The organism is Streptosporangium sp. NPDC051023 (genome assembly GCF_040689595.1).
In the GTDB taxonomy this organism is placed as follows: domain Bacteria; phylum Actinomycetota; class Actinomycetes; order Streptosporangiales; family Streptosporangiaceae; genus Streptosporangium.
Genome location: NZ_JBFBCE010000043.1, coordinates 61,425 through 77,889, shown reverse-complemented (window position 1 = coordinate 77,889; position 16,465 = coordinate 61,425). Strand labels below are relative to the sequence as shown.

The 16,465-nt window shown below is 70.9% G+C and carries 16 protein-coding genes; 10 read left to right on the top strand and 6 right to left on the bottom strand.

From position 1 onward, the window contains the following. Positions 1–167 precede the first annotated feature (167 nt). Positions 168–734 carry a methylated-DNA--[protein]-cysteine S-methyltransferase gene (locus AB0395_RS26830; protein ID WP_366285253.1) on the bottom strand — a complete coding sequence of 189 codons (567 nt, stop codon included), beginning with the start codon at positions 732–734 and terminating at the stop codon, positions 168–170. Between the two features lie 124 nt (positions 735–858). Here AB0395_RS26830 and AB0395_RS26825 point away from each other — a divergent pair, with 124 nt between their 5' ends. Together AB0395_RS26825 and AB0395_RS26820 are read left to right on the top strand one after the other, a co-directional pair. Next, on the top strand, positions 859–2,730 hold the full coding sequence (locus AB0395_RS26825; protein WP_366285250.1) for a PAS domain S-box protein: 1,872 nt from the start codon (positions 859–861) through the stop codon (positions 2,728–2,730). A gap of 156 nt (positions 2,731–2,886) precedes the next feature. Next, entirely contained in the window at positions 2,887–3,336 is a 450-nt protein-coding gene (locus AB0395_RS26820; RefSeq protein WP_366285247.1) for an ATP-binding protein, read from the top strand. A 140-nt stretch (positions 3,337–3,476) separates the two neighbouring features. Here AB0395_RS26820 and yidC read toward each other — a convergent pair whose 3' ends face one another. Genes yidC through AB0395_RS26805 form a run of 3 tightly spaced genes read right to left on the bottom strand, consistent with a single transcriptional unit; the run spans position 3,477 to position 4,666 of the window. Continuing rightward, a complete protein-coding gene (gene yidC / locus AB0395_RS26815; protein WP_366285244.1) occupies positions 3,477–4,172 on the bottom strand; it encodes a membrane protein insertase YidC in 696 nt (231 codons plus the stop codon). 60 nt (positions 4,173–4,232) lie between these two features. Beyond that, a complete protein-coding gene (locus tag AB0395_RS26810) occupies positions 4,233–4,502 on the bottom strand; it encodes a DUF6412 domain-containing protein (RefSeq protein WP_366285242.1) in 270 nt (89 codons plus the stop codon). Further along, positions 4,499–4,666 carry a hypothetical protein gene (locus tag AB0395_RS26805; RefSeq protein WP_366285239.1) on the bottom strand — a complete coding sequence of 56 codons (168 nt, stop codon included), beginning with the start codon at positions 4,664–4,666 and terminating at the stop codon, positions 4,499–4,501. Before AB0395_RS26805 ends, AB0395_RS26810 begins: the two co-directional genes overlap by 4 nt. Before the next feature lie 115 nt (positions 4,667–4,781). Between AB0395_RS26805 and AB0395_RS26800 the strand changes: the two genes are divergently transcribed. Next, on the top strand, positions 4,782–5,477 hold the full coding sequence (locus AB0395_RS26800) for a response regulator transcription factor (protein WP_366285236.1): 696 nt from the start codon (positions 4,782–4,784) through the stop codon (positions 5,475–5,477). Then, positions 5,474–6,601, top strand: a complete 1,128-nt coding sequence (locus AB0395_RS26795) for a HAMP domain-containing sensor histidine kinase (RefSeq protein ID WP_366285233.1) — start codon at positions 5,474–5,476, stop codon at positions 6,599–6,601. The genes AB0395_RS26800 and AB0395_RS26795 overlap by 4 nt, the downstream gene beginning before the upstream one ends. A 299-nt stretch (positions 6,602–6,900) precedes the next feature. Here AB0395_RS26795 and AB0395_RS26790 read toward each other — a convergent pair whose 3' ends face one another. Next, the gene (locus AB0395_RS26790) at positions 6,901–7,548 is read right to left on the bottom strand and encodes a hypothetical protein (protein ID WP_366285231.1); all 648 of its coding nucleotides are present in this window, start codon (positions 7,546–7,548) and stop codon (positions 6,901–6,903) included. Between the two features lie 224 nt (positions 7,549–7,772). Between AB0395_RS26790 and AB0395_RS26785 the strand changes: the two genes are divergently transcribed. From AB0395_RS26785 to AB0395_RS26775, 3 genes are all read left to right on the top strand, one after another. After that, entirely contained in the window at positions 7,773–8,114 is a 342-nt protein-coding gene (locus AB0395_RS26785; protein ID WP_366285228.1) for an STAS domain-containing protein, read from the top strand. Continuing rightward, positions 8,111–8,791 carry a glycosyltransferase family 2 protein gene (locus AB0395_RS26780; RefSeq protein WP_366285225.1) on the top strand — a complete coding sequence of 227 codons (681 nt, stop codon included), beginning with the start codon at positions 8,111–8,113 and terminating at the stop codon, positions 8,789–8,791. The genes AB0395_RS26785 and AB0395_RS26780 overlap by 4 nt, the downstream gene beginning before the upstream one ends. 91 nt (positions 8,792–8,882) lie before the next feature. Further along, complete coding sequence (locus tag AB0395_RS26775; RefSeq protein ID WP_366285222.1) at positions 8,883–10,313, top strand: hypothetical protein; 1,431 nt, start codon at positions 8,883–8,885, stop codon at positions 10,311–10,313. Here AB0395_RS26775 and AB0395_RS26770 read toward each other — a convergent pair. After that, complete coding sequence (locus AB0395_RS26770; protein ID WP_366285220.1) at positions 10,195–12,414, bottom strand: hypothetical protein; 2,220 nt, start codon at positions 12,412–12,414, stop codon at positions 10,195–10,197. The genes AB0395_RS26775 and AB0395_RS26770 overlap by 119 nt on opposite strands. A gap of 135 nt (positions 12,415–12,549) precedes the next feature. On the opposite strand from AB0395_RS26770, the gene AB0395_RS26765 reads away from it, so the two are divergent. The 3 genes from AB0395_RS26765 to serS all read left to right on the top strand — a co-directional run bounded on the left by AB0395_RS26765 (position 12,550) and on the right by serS (position 16,417). Further along, the gene (locus AB0395_RS26765) at positions 12,550–14,004 is read left to right on the top strand and encodes a glycosyltransferase 87 family protein (protein ID WP_366285218.1); all 1,455 of its coding nucleotides are present in this window, start codon (positions 12,550–12,552) and stop codon (positions 14,002–14,004) included. 140 nt (positions 14,005–14,144) lie between these two features. Next, on the top strand, positions 14,145–15,065 hold the full coding sequence (pheA, locus tag AB0395_RS26760) for a prephenate dehydratase (protein WP_366285215.1): 921 nt from the start codon (positions 14,145–14,147) through the stop codon (positions 15,063–15,065). An 89-nt stretch (positions 15,066–15,154) separates the two neighbouring features. Next, positions 15,155–16,417 carry a serine--tRNA ligase gene (serS, locus tag AB0395_RS26755; RefSeq protein ID WP_366285213.1) on the top strand — a complete coding sequence of 421 codons (1,263 nt, stop codon included), beginning with the start codon at positions 15,155–15,157 and terminating at the stop codon, positions 16,415–16,417. The last annotated feature ends 48 nt before the right edge of the window (positions 16,418–16,465 follow it).

Sequence of the window (16,465 nt, the reverse complement as noted above, 5' to 3'; positions counted from 1 at the left end):
GAGCAGTTCTCCTGGGAGGTCGAGCGGTTCTGCCGCCTCGCGATGGAGGCGCACCGGCACTGGGGCGCCCAAGCCCGCGACGCCGCCAGGCGTCGCAATCAGCAGGGAAGACACCGGCACTGGGGCGCCCAAGCCCGCGACGCCGCCAGGCGTCGCAATCAGCGCTGCTAGCTTCTGACGGCGCTTTCCACGCGCAGCAGCCGTTCCTTCGCCGTCGGGCCTCCCGCATAACCACCGAGGACGGCCTCACTCTCGACCACCCGGTGACAGGGCACGATCACGCAGACCGGGTTGCTCCCCAGGGCGTTGCCGACCGCGCGCAGCGCCCTCGGTCTGCCGATCCGCTCGGCGATCTCGCGGTAGGTCGTCACCGTCCCGTACGGTACGGCCAGCATCATCTGCAGCACGGTCCTGGCGAACGAGGTCGCGAGCTGCAGGTCGATGGTGATGGTGAAGGTGCGAAGCCTGCCGGAGAAGTACGCGTCAAGCTCCCTGCGGACCGGGTCGAGCCGCCTGGGGTCCGGGCCGATGAACGAGCCGATCGCCCTGCTGACGCGTTCGAAGACGACGTTCTCGTCCTCGTAGCTGCACGCGACCACGCCCCGGTGCGTGACCGCGAGCGTCAGCCGTCCCACGGGGCCCTCGAGGGTGCCGAACGCGACGTCCGGATGGGTGCTTCCTACGTAGGTGGGCGAGGTCACCCGTAGCAGTGCGTCGAGGTCGCCGGATGACATGCCCCCACCCTTCCGTATCCAGGCGTGTGGTGACCGCAGCGTATCGGACGGATCCTCCCAACGAGTGTCAGCACATGCGGACGAAGTGCCAAGATCAGGCCAGTTGACACGGCACTATGGACGTGTGGGTGACGACAGGGCCGAAAGTGACGAGGGCATCGGCCGCGCGGTCGTCGCCGGTGCGCCCAATGCGATAGTCGCCCTGGACCGCGATCAGGCGGTCCTGGCGTGGAATCCGGCCGCGGAACGCCTCTTCGGCTGGTTCGCGGAGGAGATGCTCGGGCGCAGGGCCCCGGTGGTGCCCGAGGAGCTGACGGCCGAGCACAACGCGGTCCTCGAACGGGTCCGCACCGGAGGCCAGGTCTCGCTGCGGACCAAGCGCTTCCGCAGGGACGGCAGCCTGCTCGACGTGCGGGTCGACACCAGCGCGCTGCGCTCGGAGGCGGGGGTGCTGCTCGGCTACGTCAGCGTCTACCACCTGGCCCAGGACGACGAGAGCGCCCAGGACAGGGTCGTTCGCAGGGCGCGGCTCGTGCGCAGGCTCACCGACGTGGTCGCCGACATCAACGCCGAGCGGGAGCTGCCCGCGGTGCTCGACCGGATCGCGGCCAGCCTCACCGAGCTGACCGGGGCCGACGCGGGCGGGTTCGTGCTCATCGAGGGCGACACGCTCCGCCTCGTGGCCAGCCACCGGCTGCCCGAGTCGCTGCGCGACTCGACCGCCCACATGCGCACCAGCCTGGTCGGCAAGCTGTTGCGCACCGGCAGGACCGTGATGCTGGAGACCGGGGACCAGGCTCGCCTCGACGAGCTGATCTGGTCGCAGCTTCCCGGCCTGCACTCCATCGCGCTTGGCCTCGCGATGGCGGGTGGCAGGCCGTACGGCGCGCTGTATGCCCTGTTCGCCAAGCACAAGGCGGGCCACGTCGAGCTTGAGCTGCTCGAACTGCTCGCCGGGCACGCCGGGATCGCCGTCGGCAACGCCATGGCCTACCAGGAGGTCGTACGGCAGCGCGCCCACCAGCGGGCGGTTTTCGACGCCAGCGCCGACGGCATCGCCGTCCTCGACCGCCGGGGCAGGGTCATCCAGTGGAACCCGGCGGCGACCGAGCTGACCGGTTTCGACGCGGCGGAGGTGATCGGTGGGCCGCCGCCGTTCGAGCTCCCCGAGCCGGGCGACAAGCTCACCCTCCAGCTTTCCTCGGGCGCCTGGCTGGATGTGCTCTGCGCGGAGATCGTCGAGACGGGCGAGATCGTGGTCGACTTCCGCGACGTCACCAGGGCCAAGGAGCTTGAGGAGGCCAAGGACCTCTTCCTCGCCACGACCAGCCATGAGCTGCGCACTCCGATCACCGTGGTCCAGGGGTTCGCGGGCACCCTCGCCGCGCGCTGGGACGGCATGACCGATGCGGAGCGCCGCTCTGCGGTGCACATCATCGCCGAGCGGGCGCACTCACTCGGCAAGCTCATGGACAATCTGCTGCTCGGCTCCCGCGCGGGGGCGGGGGAGCTCACGCTCAGGATCGAGGGCATCGACCTCGGTGAACTACTCAGGGCCGCCACGCTCGGCCTGCCGGTTCTGTCCGATGTGCATAGAGTTGAGGTCAATGTCCCTGAAAACCTGCCCCCGGTCTCTGGTGATGCGATAGCCACCGATATCGTGCTGGGCCAGCTGTTGGAGAACGCATTCAAATATTCGCCGGACGGTGGCCTGATCAGGGTCGAGGCTTGGGCGGACGGTGACTGGGTGGTGGTGGTAGTGGACGATGAGGGTGTGGGCATAGCGCCCGCGAGCCGGGAGCGGATCTTCGAACGCTTCGTCCAGGTCGACAGCGGAGACCGTCGCCGATTCGGCGGAGTCGGTCTCGGGTTGTACATCGTCCGCAGCCTGGCCCGCGCCCAAGGGGGAGAGGTCTCCGCGCATCCCCGTCCCGGGGGCGGCACCCGGATGCGGCTGGCGCTGCGTATTGCCGACACGCCGGGCGCCCTTACCTGACCGACACGCCGATCCGGTAACGAGCCGGTAACGGATGAGCTGATCTATTGTCGAATGTGCACAAGCTGTAATTGGCGCTCGGTTTCTAAGACCATCTAACGGGGCATTTCGGTCGTACTGGGGTGTGTTCCTCAGGGGGAACAGGGATACGGGGAGGTGAGTGCGTCGAGCGTCGTGTTGTTGCCGTATGCACCGTCCAGCGTCGCTGTCGCACGCCAACGCCTCTGCTCTGACCTGCAGGAATGGGGGGTCTACGAGACCGCTATAGATGACGCGGTCCTCGTGGTGAGCGAGTTGCTGAGCAATGCGCTTCGGCACGCGCATCCGTTGCCGTCCGGTCAGATCAGAGTGGCGTGGCGCTGGACCGACGAGCACGTTGAAGTAGCGGTGAGTGACGGCGGTGCCGCCACCGAGCCGCGAGCGGGGCGCCCGACGCTCTCCTCTCTGGGGGGCAGAGGGCTCGGTATCGTCGAGTATCTGGCCACGAGCTGGGGGGTCAGGCACGAAGGAGAGGTCACCACGGTCTGGGCGGTGGTTACGACCGTGGGAACCGTGAGTAACGGCCAGGTTTCCGTCCCCGAGCCTGTGCTACGAGAATGTGGATAGGACGCGTCCCGCCTCACCCGATGAGGCGGGACGCGACCTGCTGACCTCGAAAGACATTCCTTTGCCCGGAGCGCCGACCTCACCGGCGCCTGGCCGCCGGCCCTCACGCTCCGTGAGCGCCGAGGAGGCGGGCCTCTCGGTTACCGCCCCGCGAGCGCGGGACGGTACAGCACGGCCCTCTCTCCCGCCGTCCACGCCGTGGTGACCAGCAGATAGATCCCGGCCGCGAGCGGCAGTACGGCGGCAGCCAGGATCGTCGTGAACGGCAGCAGCGGCATCACCCCGCGCAGCACCTGCGGCTGCACCTCGTCGCCCATCGTCTGCCGTATCCGCCTCGAGGTCACCAGGGCCACCGCGAGCAGCAGCAGGAAGAGGCAGGCGAAGACCAGGGTCGGCCCGCTGAGCAGGCCGAATCCGGCCACCGTGCTCGCGAACTGCTGTCCGAGCGGCACGCCGAACAACCCGTGGGTGAGGAGCGCGTTCGCGTGACCGGCGATCGTCGAGGAAACGAAGACCCGATACGCGACCATGAAGAACGGTACCTGCGCCAGGCCGGGCAGGATGCCGCCCAGCGGTGAGGCGCCCTCCCGGGTGTAGAGCGAGACCAACTCGCTGCGCAGCCGTTCGGGGTCGCGGCCGTGCCGCTTACGCAGCTCCCCGACCCTCGGCGCGAGCCTGGCCTGCGTCCGCGCGCCCCTGGCCTGCATCACACTGAGCGGCAGGAGCAGCAGCCGGACGCCGATGGTGAAGATGACGATCGCCGCCGCGGTCGAGCCGAGCGGCTGGGCGAGCGCGGTGATCAGATCTGCGGTGAACTCGATGACGGAGTCGAACATGGGAGAGCCCTTCTGACTGAAATGAGAAACAGTGCAGAAGGCGCCCGCGCTCGGGACGTCCTACGCGGGCGCCGGGCCCGCGGATGGTGCTCTCGGCCGTGACCGCCCCGCCCGGTCGGGGTCGCGCTGGCGGACGAACACGATCCGCCGGGACCGCTCCCGTCCGGACAGCGCCGAGGGCCCGCTCGCCTCTGAGGCCCGGGGCACCCCGCGCAGCGCCCAGGCGAGCAGGAGCACGCCGAGGCCGATGACGGCGGTCGCCGCGACGGCGCCGCCGCCACCGTCGAACATCCAGGCGAACAACGTCTGGACGGCGAGCAGTGCGGTCACTTGGAGGACTTGCTCACGATCGTGATCGCGGCGACGACGATGAGGGCCACGATCCCCAGCACGAAGACGAACTTCAGCAGCCCGAACAGCGCGGGCAGCACGAGCCCGAAAACCACGTAGAGCGCGAGGATGGCGCCTACGACGCCCAAGACGGTACGAACCATGTCAGCAACCGTACGTCCCGGGAGAACCGGATGTGCGCGAGATCCGTAACGATCTCGTTCTTACGGAGTGGTGACAGAGGGTGGCAACGGCGGTGGACAGGCCTACCGTGGAACCATGAGCGCGCGGATTCTGGTGGTCGAGGACGACCCGACGGTTGCCGAGGTCGTGACCCGTTACCTGGAGCGCGACGGGCACCTGGTCGAATGCGTCGGAGACGGCGCGGAGGCGCTCAGACGGGCCCTGTCCAGCCCACCGGACCTGCTCGTGCTCGACCTGATGCTGCCCAAGATGGACGGGCTCCAGGTCTGCAGGAAGCTCAGGGAACGCTGGCCGGTCCCCGTCATCATGCTGACCGCGCTGGGCGAGGAGATCGACAGGGTCGTCGGCCTGGAGACCGGCGCCGACGACTACGTCACCAAACCTTTCAGTCCCAGGGAGCTGGCGCTGCGGGTGCAGTCCGTGCTGCGGCGGGCGCGCGGCGGCTCCGTGCCCGCGGGTACCGGCGTCCTCAGGGACGGAGATCTGGCGGTCGACGTCGGCGCCCACGAGGTACGGCTCGGCGAGGAGGAGGTCATGCTGACCGCCCGGGAGTTCGACCTCCTGGCCCATCTGATGCGCAACCCCCGCCAGGCCTTCAGCCGCTCCGCCCTGCTCGACCAGGTCTGGGGCTGGTCCTTCGGCGATTCCTCGACGGTGACCGTCCACGTTCGCAGGCTCAGGGAGAAGATCGAGCCCGATCCGACCGTCCCCAGGCGCATCGTCACGGTGTGGGGCGTCGGATACCGCTACGAGCCCATGGACGCGCCGTGATCCCCGAGATTCTGGAGATCGTCGCCGTGACCGCCGGGCTCGGCCTCCTGGTCGCGCTGACCGGGCTCGGCACGATGTGGCTGCTGCGCGAGCGGTCGATCGGGGTGATGCTCGCGGTCGTCGCCGTGGTGACCGTGGTCGCGACGGTCGGCGGCGTGGTGGCCATCACCCTTAAAATGATCATCGAAGGCACTCCGCGGGACATCGTGCTCAGCGTGGTCGCGGTCGGCGGCCTGGTCGGTCTCGGTGTGGCGACGGTGCTCGCCCGCCGGGTCGTCGCGGCCAGCCGCAGGCTCGTCGACGCCGTGCACGCCGTACCGCCGACGGGGGAGTTCACTCCGCCGCGCGGCCTGCCCGCGGAGCTCGACACCATCGCCAGGACTCTGGAGGAGGCCTACGAGCGCCTGCGTCTCGGTCACGAGCGCGAGCGCGCACTGGAGAGTTCCCGCCGAGAGCTGGTCGCCTGGGTCAGTCACGACCTGCGCACCCCGCTGGCGGGCATGCGCGCCATGGCCGAGGCCCTTGAGGACGGCGTCGTCGCCGACCCGGAGACCGTGAGCCGCTACCACACCCAGATCCGCCTTGAGGTGGACAGGCTGGCGGGCATGGTCGGAGACCTGTTCGAGCTGTCCAGGATCCACGCGGGCGCCCTGCGGCTGTCCCGGCGGCGGATCGGTCTCGGCGACCTGGTCGCCGACGCGCTGGCCGGGGCCGAGCCGCTGGCCAGGGCGAAGGGCGTACGGCTCGCGGCCGAGGCTGACCGGGTCGTCCCGGTACAGGCGGACGCGGCTGAGCTGTCCAGGGCCCTGCGCAACCTGGTGGACAACGCCATCAGGCACACTCCGGGCGACGGCACCGTGTGGGTACGGGCGACCGTCGAGGACGGGGCCGCCTGCCTGTCGGTCGCCGATTGCTGCGGAGGCATCCCGGCCGACGACCTCCCCCGTGTCTTCGACGTCGCCTTCCGGGGCGAGGCGGCCAGGACCCCGGCGGCGGACGGCGCGGGAGCCGGGCTCGGCCTGGCGATCGCCCGTGGCATCGTCGAGGCCCATGAGGGGGCCATCGACGTCGTCAACGCCGGGCCGGGCTGCCGCTTCGAGATCCGTCTCCCGCTGCCGGCCTGAGCCCCGCCACACACGAACCTCACCCGCCACGCGTGAGCCTCACCCGCCACACACGAACCTCACCCGCCACGCGTGAGCCTCACCCGCCACACACGAACCTCACCCGCCACGCGTGAGCCTCACCCGCGACACGCGGACCTCACCCGCCACGCGTGAGTCTCGCTCACCGCACGTGAGTCTCCGCATGAGCTTCACTCACCACGTGTGAGCTCCGCCCGCCACCGGCGGGACCCGTCCCGGACGGGACTCGTCCCCGACGGCGGGCCTCGACGGGCGGGGCGTCGGCGTGACGGCGGACGTCAACGCGCGGGGCGCGGCGGCGGGTACGGGTCGCGAGGCAGGAGGCGCAGCTCACAGGTCACCATGGCGGCTTCGGAGTCCGCGCTGCCCGTGCCGTTCATGCCGCTCGTGCTGCTCGTGCTGCTGCTCGTGTCGTCCATGCCGTCCTCACCTCCGCCGCCCCGATCGGTGCCGCCCCGATCGGCGCCGTCCCCGTCCATGCCGGCTATGCCCTCCATGCCGCTCATGCCGTCCTCGTGGTCCGGCTCGACGTGCTGGCACGAGGTCGGGGTTCTCGGGCTGCCGAAGGACTCGGCCATAGCGCGGAACGTCGGGCACGGCCACCGCCACATACAGCTGCGGCAGCGCAGGATCGGGTTCGCGGTGTCGCTGGTGATGCCGCCCGCGTCGCGGGGCTGGTGAAGGTCGAGCAGCCTGACTCCCAGTGCCGCGAAGCCGAGCAGCTCCTCGCGTGCCCCCTCGAGGAAGTCGAGGTCCTCGCTCGCGAGGCGGGTTCTGATCGGGACGTATCCCTCGCGGTTCACCAGGCCACGCAGCGAGTTGGCGGCATCGTGCCATGACGTCGCCTTCTCGGTGCGGGTGACCATGGACTCCAGGTGCTCTCTGAGACGTTGTCGCTGAGGATCCTCAGGAAGGTCGGTGTTCATCGATGCGTTCGAGCCCGTTTCTACTCAACGGCCGCCACTGTCGTAGCGCAGGGACGGTCGGGAGGTTCCGGGTCTCCCCCCTTTCCGGCTAAGCCGGTGTTGCTCAGAGTCAAGTTTCACGCACTCAGAGTTTTCATGAGGCCTAAACGGGGGACAAAGGGCCGACGACTCGGGTTGGACGAGAGAACGTGACCAGTGGCCTTCGCGCCGCTAGTGTGCCCGCTGTGGAGCTAAAAGTCTCAACTCGATCACATGCCGGGCACACCGTCATGGTCATAGTCGGCGAAATCGACCTGTATACCGCGCCTGGCCTGCAGGCCGAGTTCACTCGGCTGCTCCAGGAGAGCCCGGCCACCCATGTGGTCATCGACATGTCCGGCGTGGAGTTCTGCGACTCCACCGGCATGAACGTGCTGCTGTCGGCGCTCAAGCGGCTGCGAGAGCGAGGCGGCACCCTGGAGCTCGCGGCGCCCAGACCGGCCGTCCGCAAGATTCTCCAGGTCACCGGCCTCGACTCGGTGTTCACCGTGCACGAGACACTGCTGACGGTCAAGCGGCAGGCATGACCGGGATAGCGGTGATCATTCCGGCCAAGGACGAGGCCGACCGGATCGGCGCGACCGTGGCCGCGGCCCTGACGCTGCCCGGGGTCGACCTCGTCATGGTCGTGGACGACGGCTCGTCCGACCAGACGGGCCGAGTGGCCAAGGCCGCCGGAGCCCGTGTCGTACGGCACAGCCGCAACCGGGGCAAGGCCGCCGCCATGGAGAGCGGGGCGGAGGCCGTGCGCCTGTTCGACGGTGAGACCCCCCGGCACCTGCTCTTCCTGGACGCTGACCTGGGGGAGACGGCACGCGCGGCGGAGCCCTTGATCAAACCGGTCGTCGCGGGCGAGGCCGACATGACCATCGCCGTTTTCGTCACCCGGGTGAAGCTGGGCGGACACGGGTTCGTGGTGAACCTGGCCCGCCAGGGCATCGAACGCGCGACCGGCTGGACGCCCGCCCAGCCGCTCAACGGCCAGCGCTGCCTGACCAGGGCCGCCTTCGAGTCCGCACGGCCCCTGGCCCACGGCTTCGGCGTGGAGACGGCCCTGACGATCGACCTGATCCGCAGGGGCTTCCGGGTTCGGGAGGTCGAGGTGGAGATGTCGCACCGGGCGACCGGCACCGACTGGAAGGCCCAACTGCACCGGGCCAGGCAGTTCCGCGACGTCGCCTGGGCCCTGCTGATCCGCAGGTAGGCCGGCCGCTCTCGGTCCGCGAGCAGACCGGGCACTGTGCCGGATGTGCTGGAATTTGCGGGTGACCCAGGACGCGCCGGCAGTCGGCGACATGCGAGTTTCCACGCGTGACACGCCGCGTGCGCTCGACGTCGCCGCGTTCGCGGCCGTCGGGCTCTCTGTGGGGCTGACGGTTCTGATCGGGCTGCTCGGTCCCTCGGCCATGGTTCCGGACCTGCCGGGTCCCTCATGGCAGCCGCCCTACTCGCTTCGGGCGCGGCCCGACGGTCACCTGGTGATCGCCATGGCCGCGTTCGCGATCGTGCTGGGCGGCGCGGGCCTCGCGGGCGCCCTGAGGTCCCGGTGGCGGCCCGATCCGCGCTGGTTGCTCGCCGCGGGCTGCGCCGCCGCCGCGCTGCTGGCGTTCCTGCCGCCTTCTGGTTCGGCCGACCACCTCAACTACGCCGCCTACGGGCGCCTGGTCACGCTCGGCCAGAACCCGTACGTGACCGCTCCTTCGGCGCTGCCCGGCGATCCGGTGCTCGGCTCCGTCGAGGAGTGGACCGGCGTGACCAGCGTCTACGGCCCGGTGGCGACCGCCGTACAGGCGCTGGCGAGTTTCGTCGGCGGCGACTCGGTGAGGCTGACCGTTTTCGTGATGGCGGTGGTCAACGCGGGCGCGTTCGCCGGGACCGCGCTGCTGATCGACCGCTTCACCAGGGGTGACGCGGGCCTGCGGCTGCGGGCTGCGTTGCTCTGGGCCGCGAACCCGCTGATCATCTACCACCTGGCAGCGGGGATGCACGTGGACACCCTGGCCGTCGCCTGCATGGTGGCCGCGCTCATGGCCAGGGGGGCGGCCAGCGGGCTGCTGCTCGGGGTGGGGATCGGGGTGAAGCTGAACGCGGGGCTCGTCGCGCTCGGCCCCGCCTGGGAGCTGCGCCGCTCGCCGGGCAGGCTCGCCGTCGTCGCGGGGACGGCGACGGCGACCGTGCTCGTGATCTACGGCGTCGCGGGGCCACACGTGCTCGACCAGGTCGGCGCGGCCAGCAGGAAGGTCTCGCTCGGCACACCATGGCAGCTCGTCAAGACCGGGCTTCAGACGCTGCTCGGGCCCGGAGCCTACTCGGCCTGGACCCAGGTCGGCTCGCTGCTGCTGATGGCGTGCCTGGCCTGGCTGATCCTGCGGGCCGCGCCGGGGCACACGGCTCCCCACGTCGCCGCGGGGGTCGTGGTCGCCTGGCTGTTCGCCGCGACGTACGCGCTGCCCTGGTACGACGGCCTGGCCTTCGCGCTGCTGGCCATGGCCTCCTGGCCCGCGCTCGAGGGCTTCATGGTCGCCAGGGTCGTCATCCTGTCGCTGGGCTACCTTCCCGCAAGGGAGGCTCTGCGCCCGGAGGACCTGCTCTGGCTGAAGACCGCCGTCAGGGAACGGGTGGTGCCGTGGTCTCTGCTGGCGCTGACGGTCGCGCTGGCGTGGTGGGCTGCGAGAGCTGGAGCGCGCGCACGCAGGCGGTCAGCGTCAGCGGCACCGCGACCGTGAGCGCCATCGCCGGGATCGCGATGCCGGAGTCGTTCATCAGGAACCCGATCAGCGCGCACGTCAGCGCGCCGATCAGCCCGGCGCGCAGCGGCGGGGCGAGGGTGTAGGCCCCGTCGAGCGCGGAGGCGCCCCACCGGGAGGGACGGTCGAGCACCAGGAAGAGGAAGGCGAGCGCGACCAGCGAGAGCAGGGTCAGCGACCAGTTGCCGACCGTGACGCCGACCATCGCCCCGAACTTGCGGCCGATGACCGTCCCGGCCTCGCCGTCCAGCACCTGCTGGGCGAAGGCGCCCAGATGGGTGCGCTGAGCCGGGGGCTTGAGCCAGTCGATCACCGCGATGGCCCCGATCAGCAGGGCGCCCGCCAGGCCGACCAGGACGAGCCTGATCAGTGAGATCCGGCCGCCCGCCAGCAGGATCAGGAAGACGGCGACCCCGACGAGGAACGCGGGGACCCCGCCGAAGTCGGCGCCCCAGGCGGGCCAGCCGTCCGCGAACACCGCGAGCCCCCCGTAGAGCACGCAGACCGTGAGCGCGAGCGGGCGCCGTCCCTTGGAGATCAGCCACTGGGCGACCCCGGCCATGGCCAGGATCGTCCCGGCGGAGTAGACGGCGAAGGCGATGTTGCTGAAGCCGTAGAAGCGCCCGCCGGTGACCGGTTCGTAGCCGGTGACCGCGTTCACCTGGAGGCTGGAGCCGGTCATCACGTCGGCCAGCAGGGCGACCGAGGTGATCGCGGCGACCACGGTCAGCGGGCCGAGGACGTGCGTCCGCCACGGCCCGGCGAAGGCGAGCCCGGCGATCGCGCACGCTATGCCGAGGATGGTCAGGATCACCGAGGCCATCGGGGCGGGGAAGGTCCACCACGGCACGAGCTGGGCGAGGAAGGTCGCGATCGCGATGGCGCCACCGACGGCCGCGACGCCCCTGGTCGCCGTCAGCGCGCGGGAGCCACCCCAGCCCCGGCGGATGGCGACCGCGGCCAGCAGGTAGAACAGGATCTGCACGCTGACGAACACCGTGAAGAACGGCCCCTGCACCTGGCGCAGCACCTGGCTGGCCAGGTCCGCCTCCGTCAGGTTCCGCACGATGCCCGAGGTCGGCTCCCCGCTCGGCCCCGCGCTCAGCCAGGAGTGGCCGACGACGCCGTTCGGGGCGTCGAGGCCGAGCAGGGTGATCGCGGTCGCGGTCAGGTCGGTGTTGGTGACCAGCCCGTCCTGCCTGGTCGAGGTGGCGGTCAGGTAGCCGTGGGCGTACGGCGTGCCGCCCGCGGCGGGACCGCGGGCGATCGCCACGTGCAGGTGCGCCGAGGCCGCCGCGTCCGACAGGCCGCCGAGCAGGACCGTGCTCCCCTGCGGCAGCAGGCCGAGGAGCGCGCCGATCTCGCGGTCGGCCGCCGCGACCGCGTCCTGCCTGGCCCGGCCGGTCAGCCCGACGGGGGCGCCGTCGGCGTCCACGCCTCCCGCGATCCACGCCCTGGCGAGGTCGCCGATCTCCACCGTGACCAGCCGGTACGGTTCCAGGTCGCCGAGCGCCGCGACATTCGCCGCATATTTCCCGACTTTTCCGGACTTATCGGCGGCGCCGAGGGCGGCTCCCGGACCGGCGGCGGCGACCTTCCCCCCGGCGTCCGCGACGAGCTGGCCGAGCTGACCGAGCACCGGACGATAGGAGGTCTTGGTGGCGTTGAACGTCACCAGCGCCGGCCAGTCCGGCACGCTCGCCCCACCGTCGGGGGCCGGCTGCGGCTGCGCGGGTAGTTCGCAGGCCGTCCCGGGGGCGCCGGCGCGCTGTCCCGCGGAGACGGTCAGCCAGCCCGCGATCGGGCAGGTCAGGCTCCGCGTCGGCGGCGGGACCGCCCTGGTGGACATCGAGGCGGCGGCGCCCTCGTCCACGAGCTTCCACAGGTTCGGAGTCCGCGTCCGGTCGAGGTCACCCCATTCGAGGCCGGGAACCCCGACGACCACGACTCTGGCCGCGGGTGCCCCGGCTGCAGGTGCCACGGCCGCGGAGGCGGCGGCCGTACCGGCGAGAAGGAGCCCGGCGAGCCCGGACAGCGACAGCAGGACCACAGCCAACGCGGCCCGGGCCGACCGGGACATCCGGGCTACCTGAGCCGATGGGATCACGCGAGCAGGCCAGGCCATCCGGGCAGATCGGGTCACGCGGGCAGGCCAGGTCACGAGGCCGGGCACGCCGACATACCCGCCGACGCGTCCGCTGACATGCCCACTGGCATGCCCAGTGACATGCCCGCCGACGTGCCCGCCCGCGCGCTGACCGGTGTGCTGACCACCGTGCGCCGAACCCATCCGGTTCCCCCGTATCCGTACCCGTTGGCGGCCGTTTCCTCCAGGCCCACGGTAACCTGCCTGGTCGTGAGGACTGGCGAGGCGACCACGACCAGGCGGCCACCGTGGACGTGGCTGCTCGCGCTGCTGCTCGTCGCGGTCGCCGTTGCCCCGCTGGTGCTCCAGTGGCTGGGCAACGTCGACGACCAGCGACTGGTCGACCTGGATGTGTACCGTACCGGGGGCCGGGAGCTCCTGGAGGGACGATCGGTTTACGGCTTCGTGACGCCCGCGCCACAGCTCCTGCCCTTCACCTACCCGCCGGTCGCGGCGATGCTGGCCACGCCGCTCGCCATGATGCCGTGGCCGGTCGCGCAGTGGGTGTGGACGGCCGGGATCTTCGCGGCGCTGGCCGTCACCGTCGGGTACGGCTTCCGCGCCGTCCTGGACAGGGTGGCCGCGCCGTACCGAGGGGACGATGCCCCCGGCTCCGGGGGCATCCTGGGGAGGGCGGCCCCGTCCGGCCTGGTGGGCGGTCTCGGGCTCCCGATGGCGTTCGCGTTCCTGACGGTCGCGTGCACCTATCTGATGCCGATCAGGGACCAGGTCCGCTTCGGCCAGGTGGACATCCTGCTGGTCGCGCTCTGCCTGGCCGACTGCGTCGTCCGTAGGCCGGTGTGGCCGCGGGGCATGCTGATCGGCCTGGCCACCGCGGTCAAGCTGACCCCGGGCGTCTTCCTGGTCTACCTGCTCATGACCGGCTTCGGCCCCGGCGCGCGGGAGGAGCAGCGCAGGACCTTCTTCATGGCGGCCTTCACCGCGGCCCTGCTGACCCTCCTGCCGTTCCTGGTCATCCCGTCGGACGCAGCCGACTTCTGGTTCCGCGCGCTGTTCGACCCCGAGCGGCTCGGCGCGAACGCGGCCACGACCAACCAGTCCATGCGCGGCATGCTCATCCGCCTCTACCTGCCCGACTCGCTGACCTCCCTGCTGTGGCTGGCGCTGGTCGCCGTGGTCGCCTGGTACGGCTTCCGCCACGCGCGCAGGGCGCTGCTCGACGGGCACGCGGTGACGGCGGTCGCGCTGGTCGGCCTGATGGCCGTGCTGCTGTCGCCGGTGGCCTGGATCCACCACCTGGCCTGGGTCGTCGTGGTTCTCGGCGCGCTGGTCGGCGACGGGCGGGATCCGGTGCGGATCCGTGTCGCGGCCGGGGTCTGGCTCTACTACGTGCTGCCGATCCCCTGGTGGGGAGTGGCGATCAAGGCGGCGGAGGTGCCCGTCCTCAGCCCGGTGCTCGGCAAGATCGTGCAGAACGGGTTCGGGCTCGGCGCGCTCGCCCTGGTCTGGTTGCTCGGGGTGTGGCTGCCCAGGCGCAGGGAGGCTTTCCGGGCGCTCGTGTGACCGGACGATCACCCCGGGTTCCGTGCCGGCTGCTGTCTCCACGGACCGCCGACCGGCGGAGTGCTCGGGACGGGGCTCGGCGCGGCCTGAATGCGCACTTCCGCGTACGATCGCCGACGAGCGGCGGATAGCCTGTGGTCATGCCCAGATTCGCCTACCTGGGACCGGAGGGCACCTTCACCGAAGAGGCCCTGCGGATCCTGGCACCGCACGCCGAGCGTCTGCCGAGCGTCAACGTCAGCGCCGCGCTGGACGCAGCTCGTCAGGGCGAGGCCGACGGTGCCGTCGTCCCCCTGGAGAACTCGCTCGAGGGCGGCATCACCACGACCCTGGACGAGCTCGCCTGGGGCGAGCCGCTCCTCATCGTCGCCGAGTTGCTGCTGCCCGTCGAGTTCTCGCTCCTGGTGCGGCCCGGCACCACCATGCGTGACATCAAGCGGATCTTCACCCACCCCGCCGCGATCACCCAGTGCCGCAACTTCACCGCCAGAGAGCTCCCCGGGGCCGTGGTGGTCGCCGCCCCGTCGACCGCGGCCGCGGCCCAGGAGGTCGCGCTGCCCAGCTCGCCGTACGACGCGGCCATCGCCGCGCGCATCGCCGGGGACAACTACGGCCTGGTCGAGCTCGCCGCCAACGTCGGCGACCGCTCGGACACCGTGACCAGGTTCGTCAAAGTGGCGCGTCCCGGGCCGCTGCCCGAGCCGACCGGCTCCGACCGCACCTCCCTGGTCGCCTTCCTCGCCGACGACCACCCGGGCGCGCTGCTGGAGATGCTCACCGAGTTCTCCGTGCGCGGCGTCAACTTGACCCGCATCGAGTCGCGGCCGACCGGCGACGGCATCGGCCGTTACTTCTTCCACTTCGACTTCGAGGGCCACGTGGCCGACGCCAGGGTCGGCGAGGCCGTCTCCGGGCTCCACCGGATCTGCTCGGACGTGCGCTTCCTCGGCAGCTACCCGCGTGCGGACGGCCTGACGCCGCAGATCAAGAGGGGTACGGCCGACGGCGACTTCGCCGAGGCCGGGAGCTGGCTGTCCAGGGTCCGTTCAGGCCGGGTCTGAGGGCCGGGCCTGAAGGGGGCGGGTGCCGGGGAGGGCTCGGGGGGCGAATAGGTGCGCGGGCCCGAGCCGTACGTCGGTAGCCTTGTTCTGTGATTGACCTGCGTACCCTTCGTGAGGATCCCGACCGGCTACGGGCGTCGCAGCGTGCCCGCGGTGAGGACGACTCTGTCGTCGACACGCTGCTCGACCTGGACGAGCGCAGGCGCGGCGCGCTGAGTCGCTTCGAGACGCTGCGCGCCGAGCAGAAGAGCGTCGGCAAGTCGGTCTCCCGTGCCTCCGGGGAGGAGAAGGCGGCGCTGCTCGACCGGGCCAAGGACCTCTCCACGCAGGTCAAGTCCGCCGAGACCGAGGCGGAGAAGCTCGCCAAGGAGCTCGACGAGCTGCTCTACACGGTGCCCAACCTCGTCCAGGAGGGGGCTCCGTCGGGCGGCGAGGACGATTACGTGGTGCTCGAGGAGGTCGGCGAAAAGCCGGTCTTCGACTTCGAGCCGCGCGACCACCTTGAGCTCGGCGAGCTGCTCGGCGCGATCGACATGGAGCGCGGTGCGAAGGTCTCGGGATCGCGGTTCTTCTTCCTGAAGGGCCCGGGAGCCCGGCTCCAGCTCGGGCTGCTCAACATGGCCATGCAGCAGGCGATCGAGGCGGGCTTCGTGCCGATGATCCCGCCCGTGCTGGTGAAGCCGGAGTCGATGCAGGGCACCGGCTTCCTCGGCGCCCACGCGAGCGAGATCTACCACCTGCCGGAGGAGGACCTGTTCCTGGTCGGCACGAGCGAGGTGCCGATGGCGGCCTACCACGCCGACGAGATCCTCGACGGCGCGGCGCTGCCGTACCGCTACGCGGGGTGGTCCTCCTGCTTCCGCAGGGAGGCGGGCTCGTACGGCAAGGACACCAGGGGCATCATCCGGGTCCACCAGTTCGACAAGGTCGAGATGTTCTCCTACTGCCGTCCCGAGGACGCGGCCGAGGAGCACCGGCGCCTGCTCGACTGGGAGAAGGAGATGCTCGCCAAGATCGAGGTGCCCTACCGGATCATCGACACCGCCGCGGGTGACCTCGGGGCGAGCGCCGCGCGGAAGTTCGACTGCGAGGCGTGGGTGCCGAGCCAGGGCCGTTACCGCGAGCTCACCTCGACCTCCAACTGCACCGACTTCCAGGCCCGCCGCCTGGCCGTGCGCTTCCGCGACAAGGACGGCAAGCCCCAGCACGTGGCCACGCTGAACGGCACCCTGGCCACCACCCGCTGGATCGTCTCCATCCTGGAGAACCACCAGCGGGCCGACGGCTCCGTCGAGGTCCCCAAGGCCCTGCGCCCCTACGTCGGCCTCGACATCCTCGAACCGGTCAAATAACCCTGTTCCACGCCGGGGCCCTCGCCGTACACCGGCGGGGGCCTCGCC

Coding starts and splice junctions, on each gene's coding strand:
- AB0395_RS26800 (WP_366285236.1), top strand. CDS start 4,782: ATGAGCGCGCGGATTCTGGTGGTCGAGGACGACCCGACGGTTGCCGAG.
- yidC (WP_366285244.1), bottom strand. CDS start 4,172: ATGTTCGACTCCGTCATCGAGTTCACCGCAGATCTGATCACCGCGCTC.
- pheA (WP_366285215.1), top strand. CDS start 14,145: ATGCCCAGATTCGCCTACCTGGGACCGGAGGGCACCTTCACCGAAGAG.
- AB0395_RS26770 (WP_366285220.1), bottom strand. CDS start 12,414: ATGTCCCGGTCGGCCCGGGCCGCGTTGGCTGTGGTCCTGCTGTCGCTG.
- AB0395_RS26765 (WP_366285218.1), top strand. CDS start 12,550: ATGCCCAGTGACATGCCCGCCGACGTGCCCGCCCGCGCGCTGACCGGT.
- AB0395_RS26790 (WP_366285231.1), bottom strand. CDS start 7,548: ATGAACACCGACCTTCCTGAGGATCCTCAGCGACAACGTCTCAGAGAG.
- AB0395_RS26780 (WP_366285225.1), top strand. CDS start 8,111: ATGACCGGGATAGCGGTGATCATTCCGGCCAAGGACGAGGCCGACCGG.
- AB0395_RS26805 (WP_366285239.1), bottom strand. CDS start 4,666: ATGGTTCGTACCGTCTTGGGCGTCGTAGGCGCCATCCTCGCGCTCTAC.
- AB0395_RS26830 (WP_366285253.1), bottom strand. CDS start 734: ATGTCATCCGGCGACCTCGACGCACTGCTACGGGTGACCTCGCCCACC.
- AB0395_RS26775 (WP_366285222.1), top strand. CDS start 8,883: ATGCGAGTTTCCACGCGTGACACGCCGCGTGCGCTCGACGTCGCCGCG.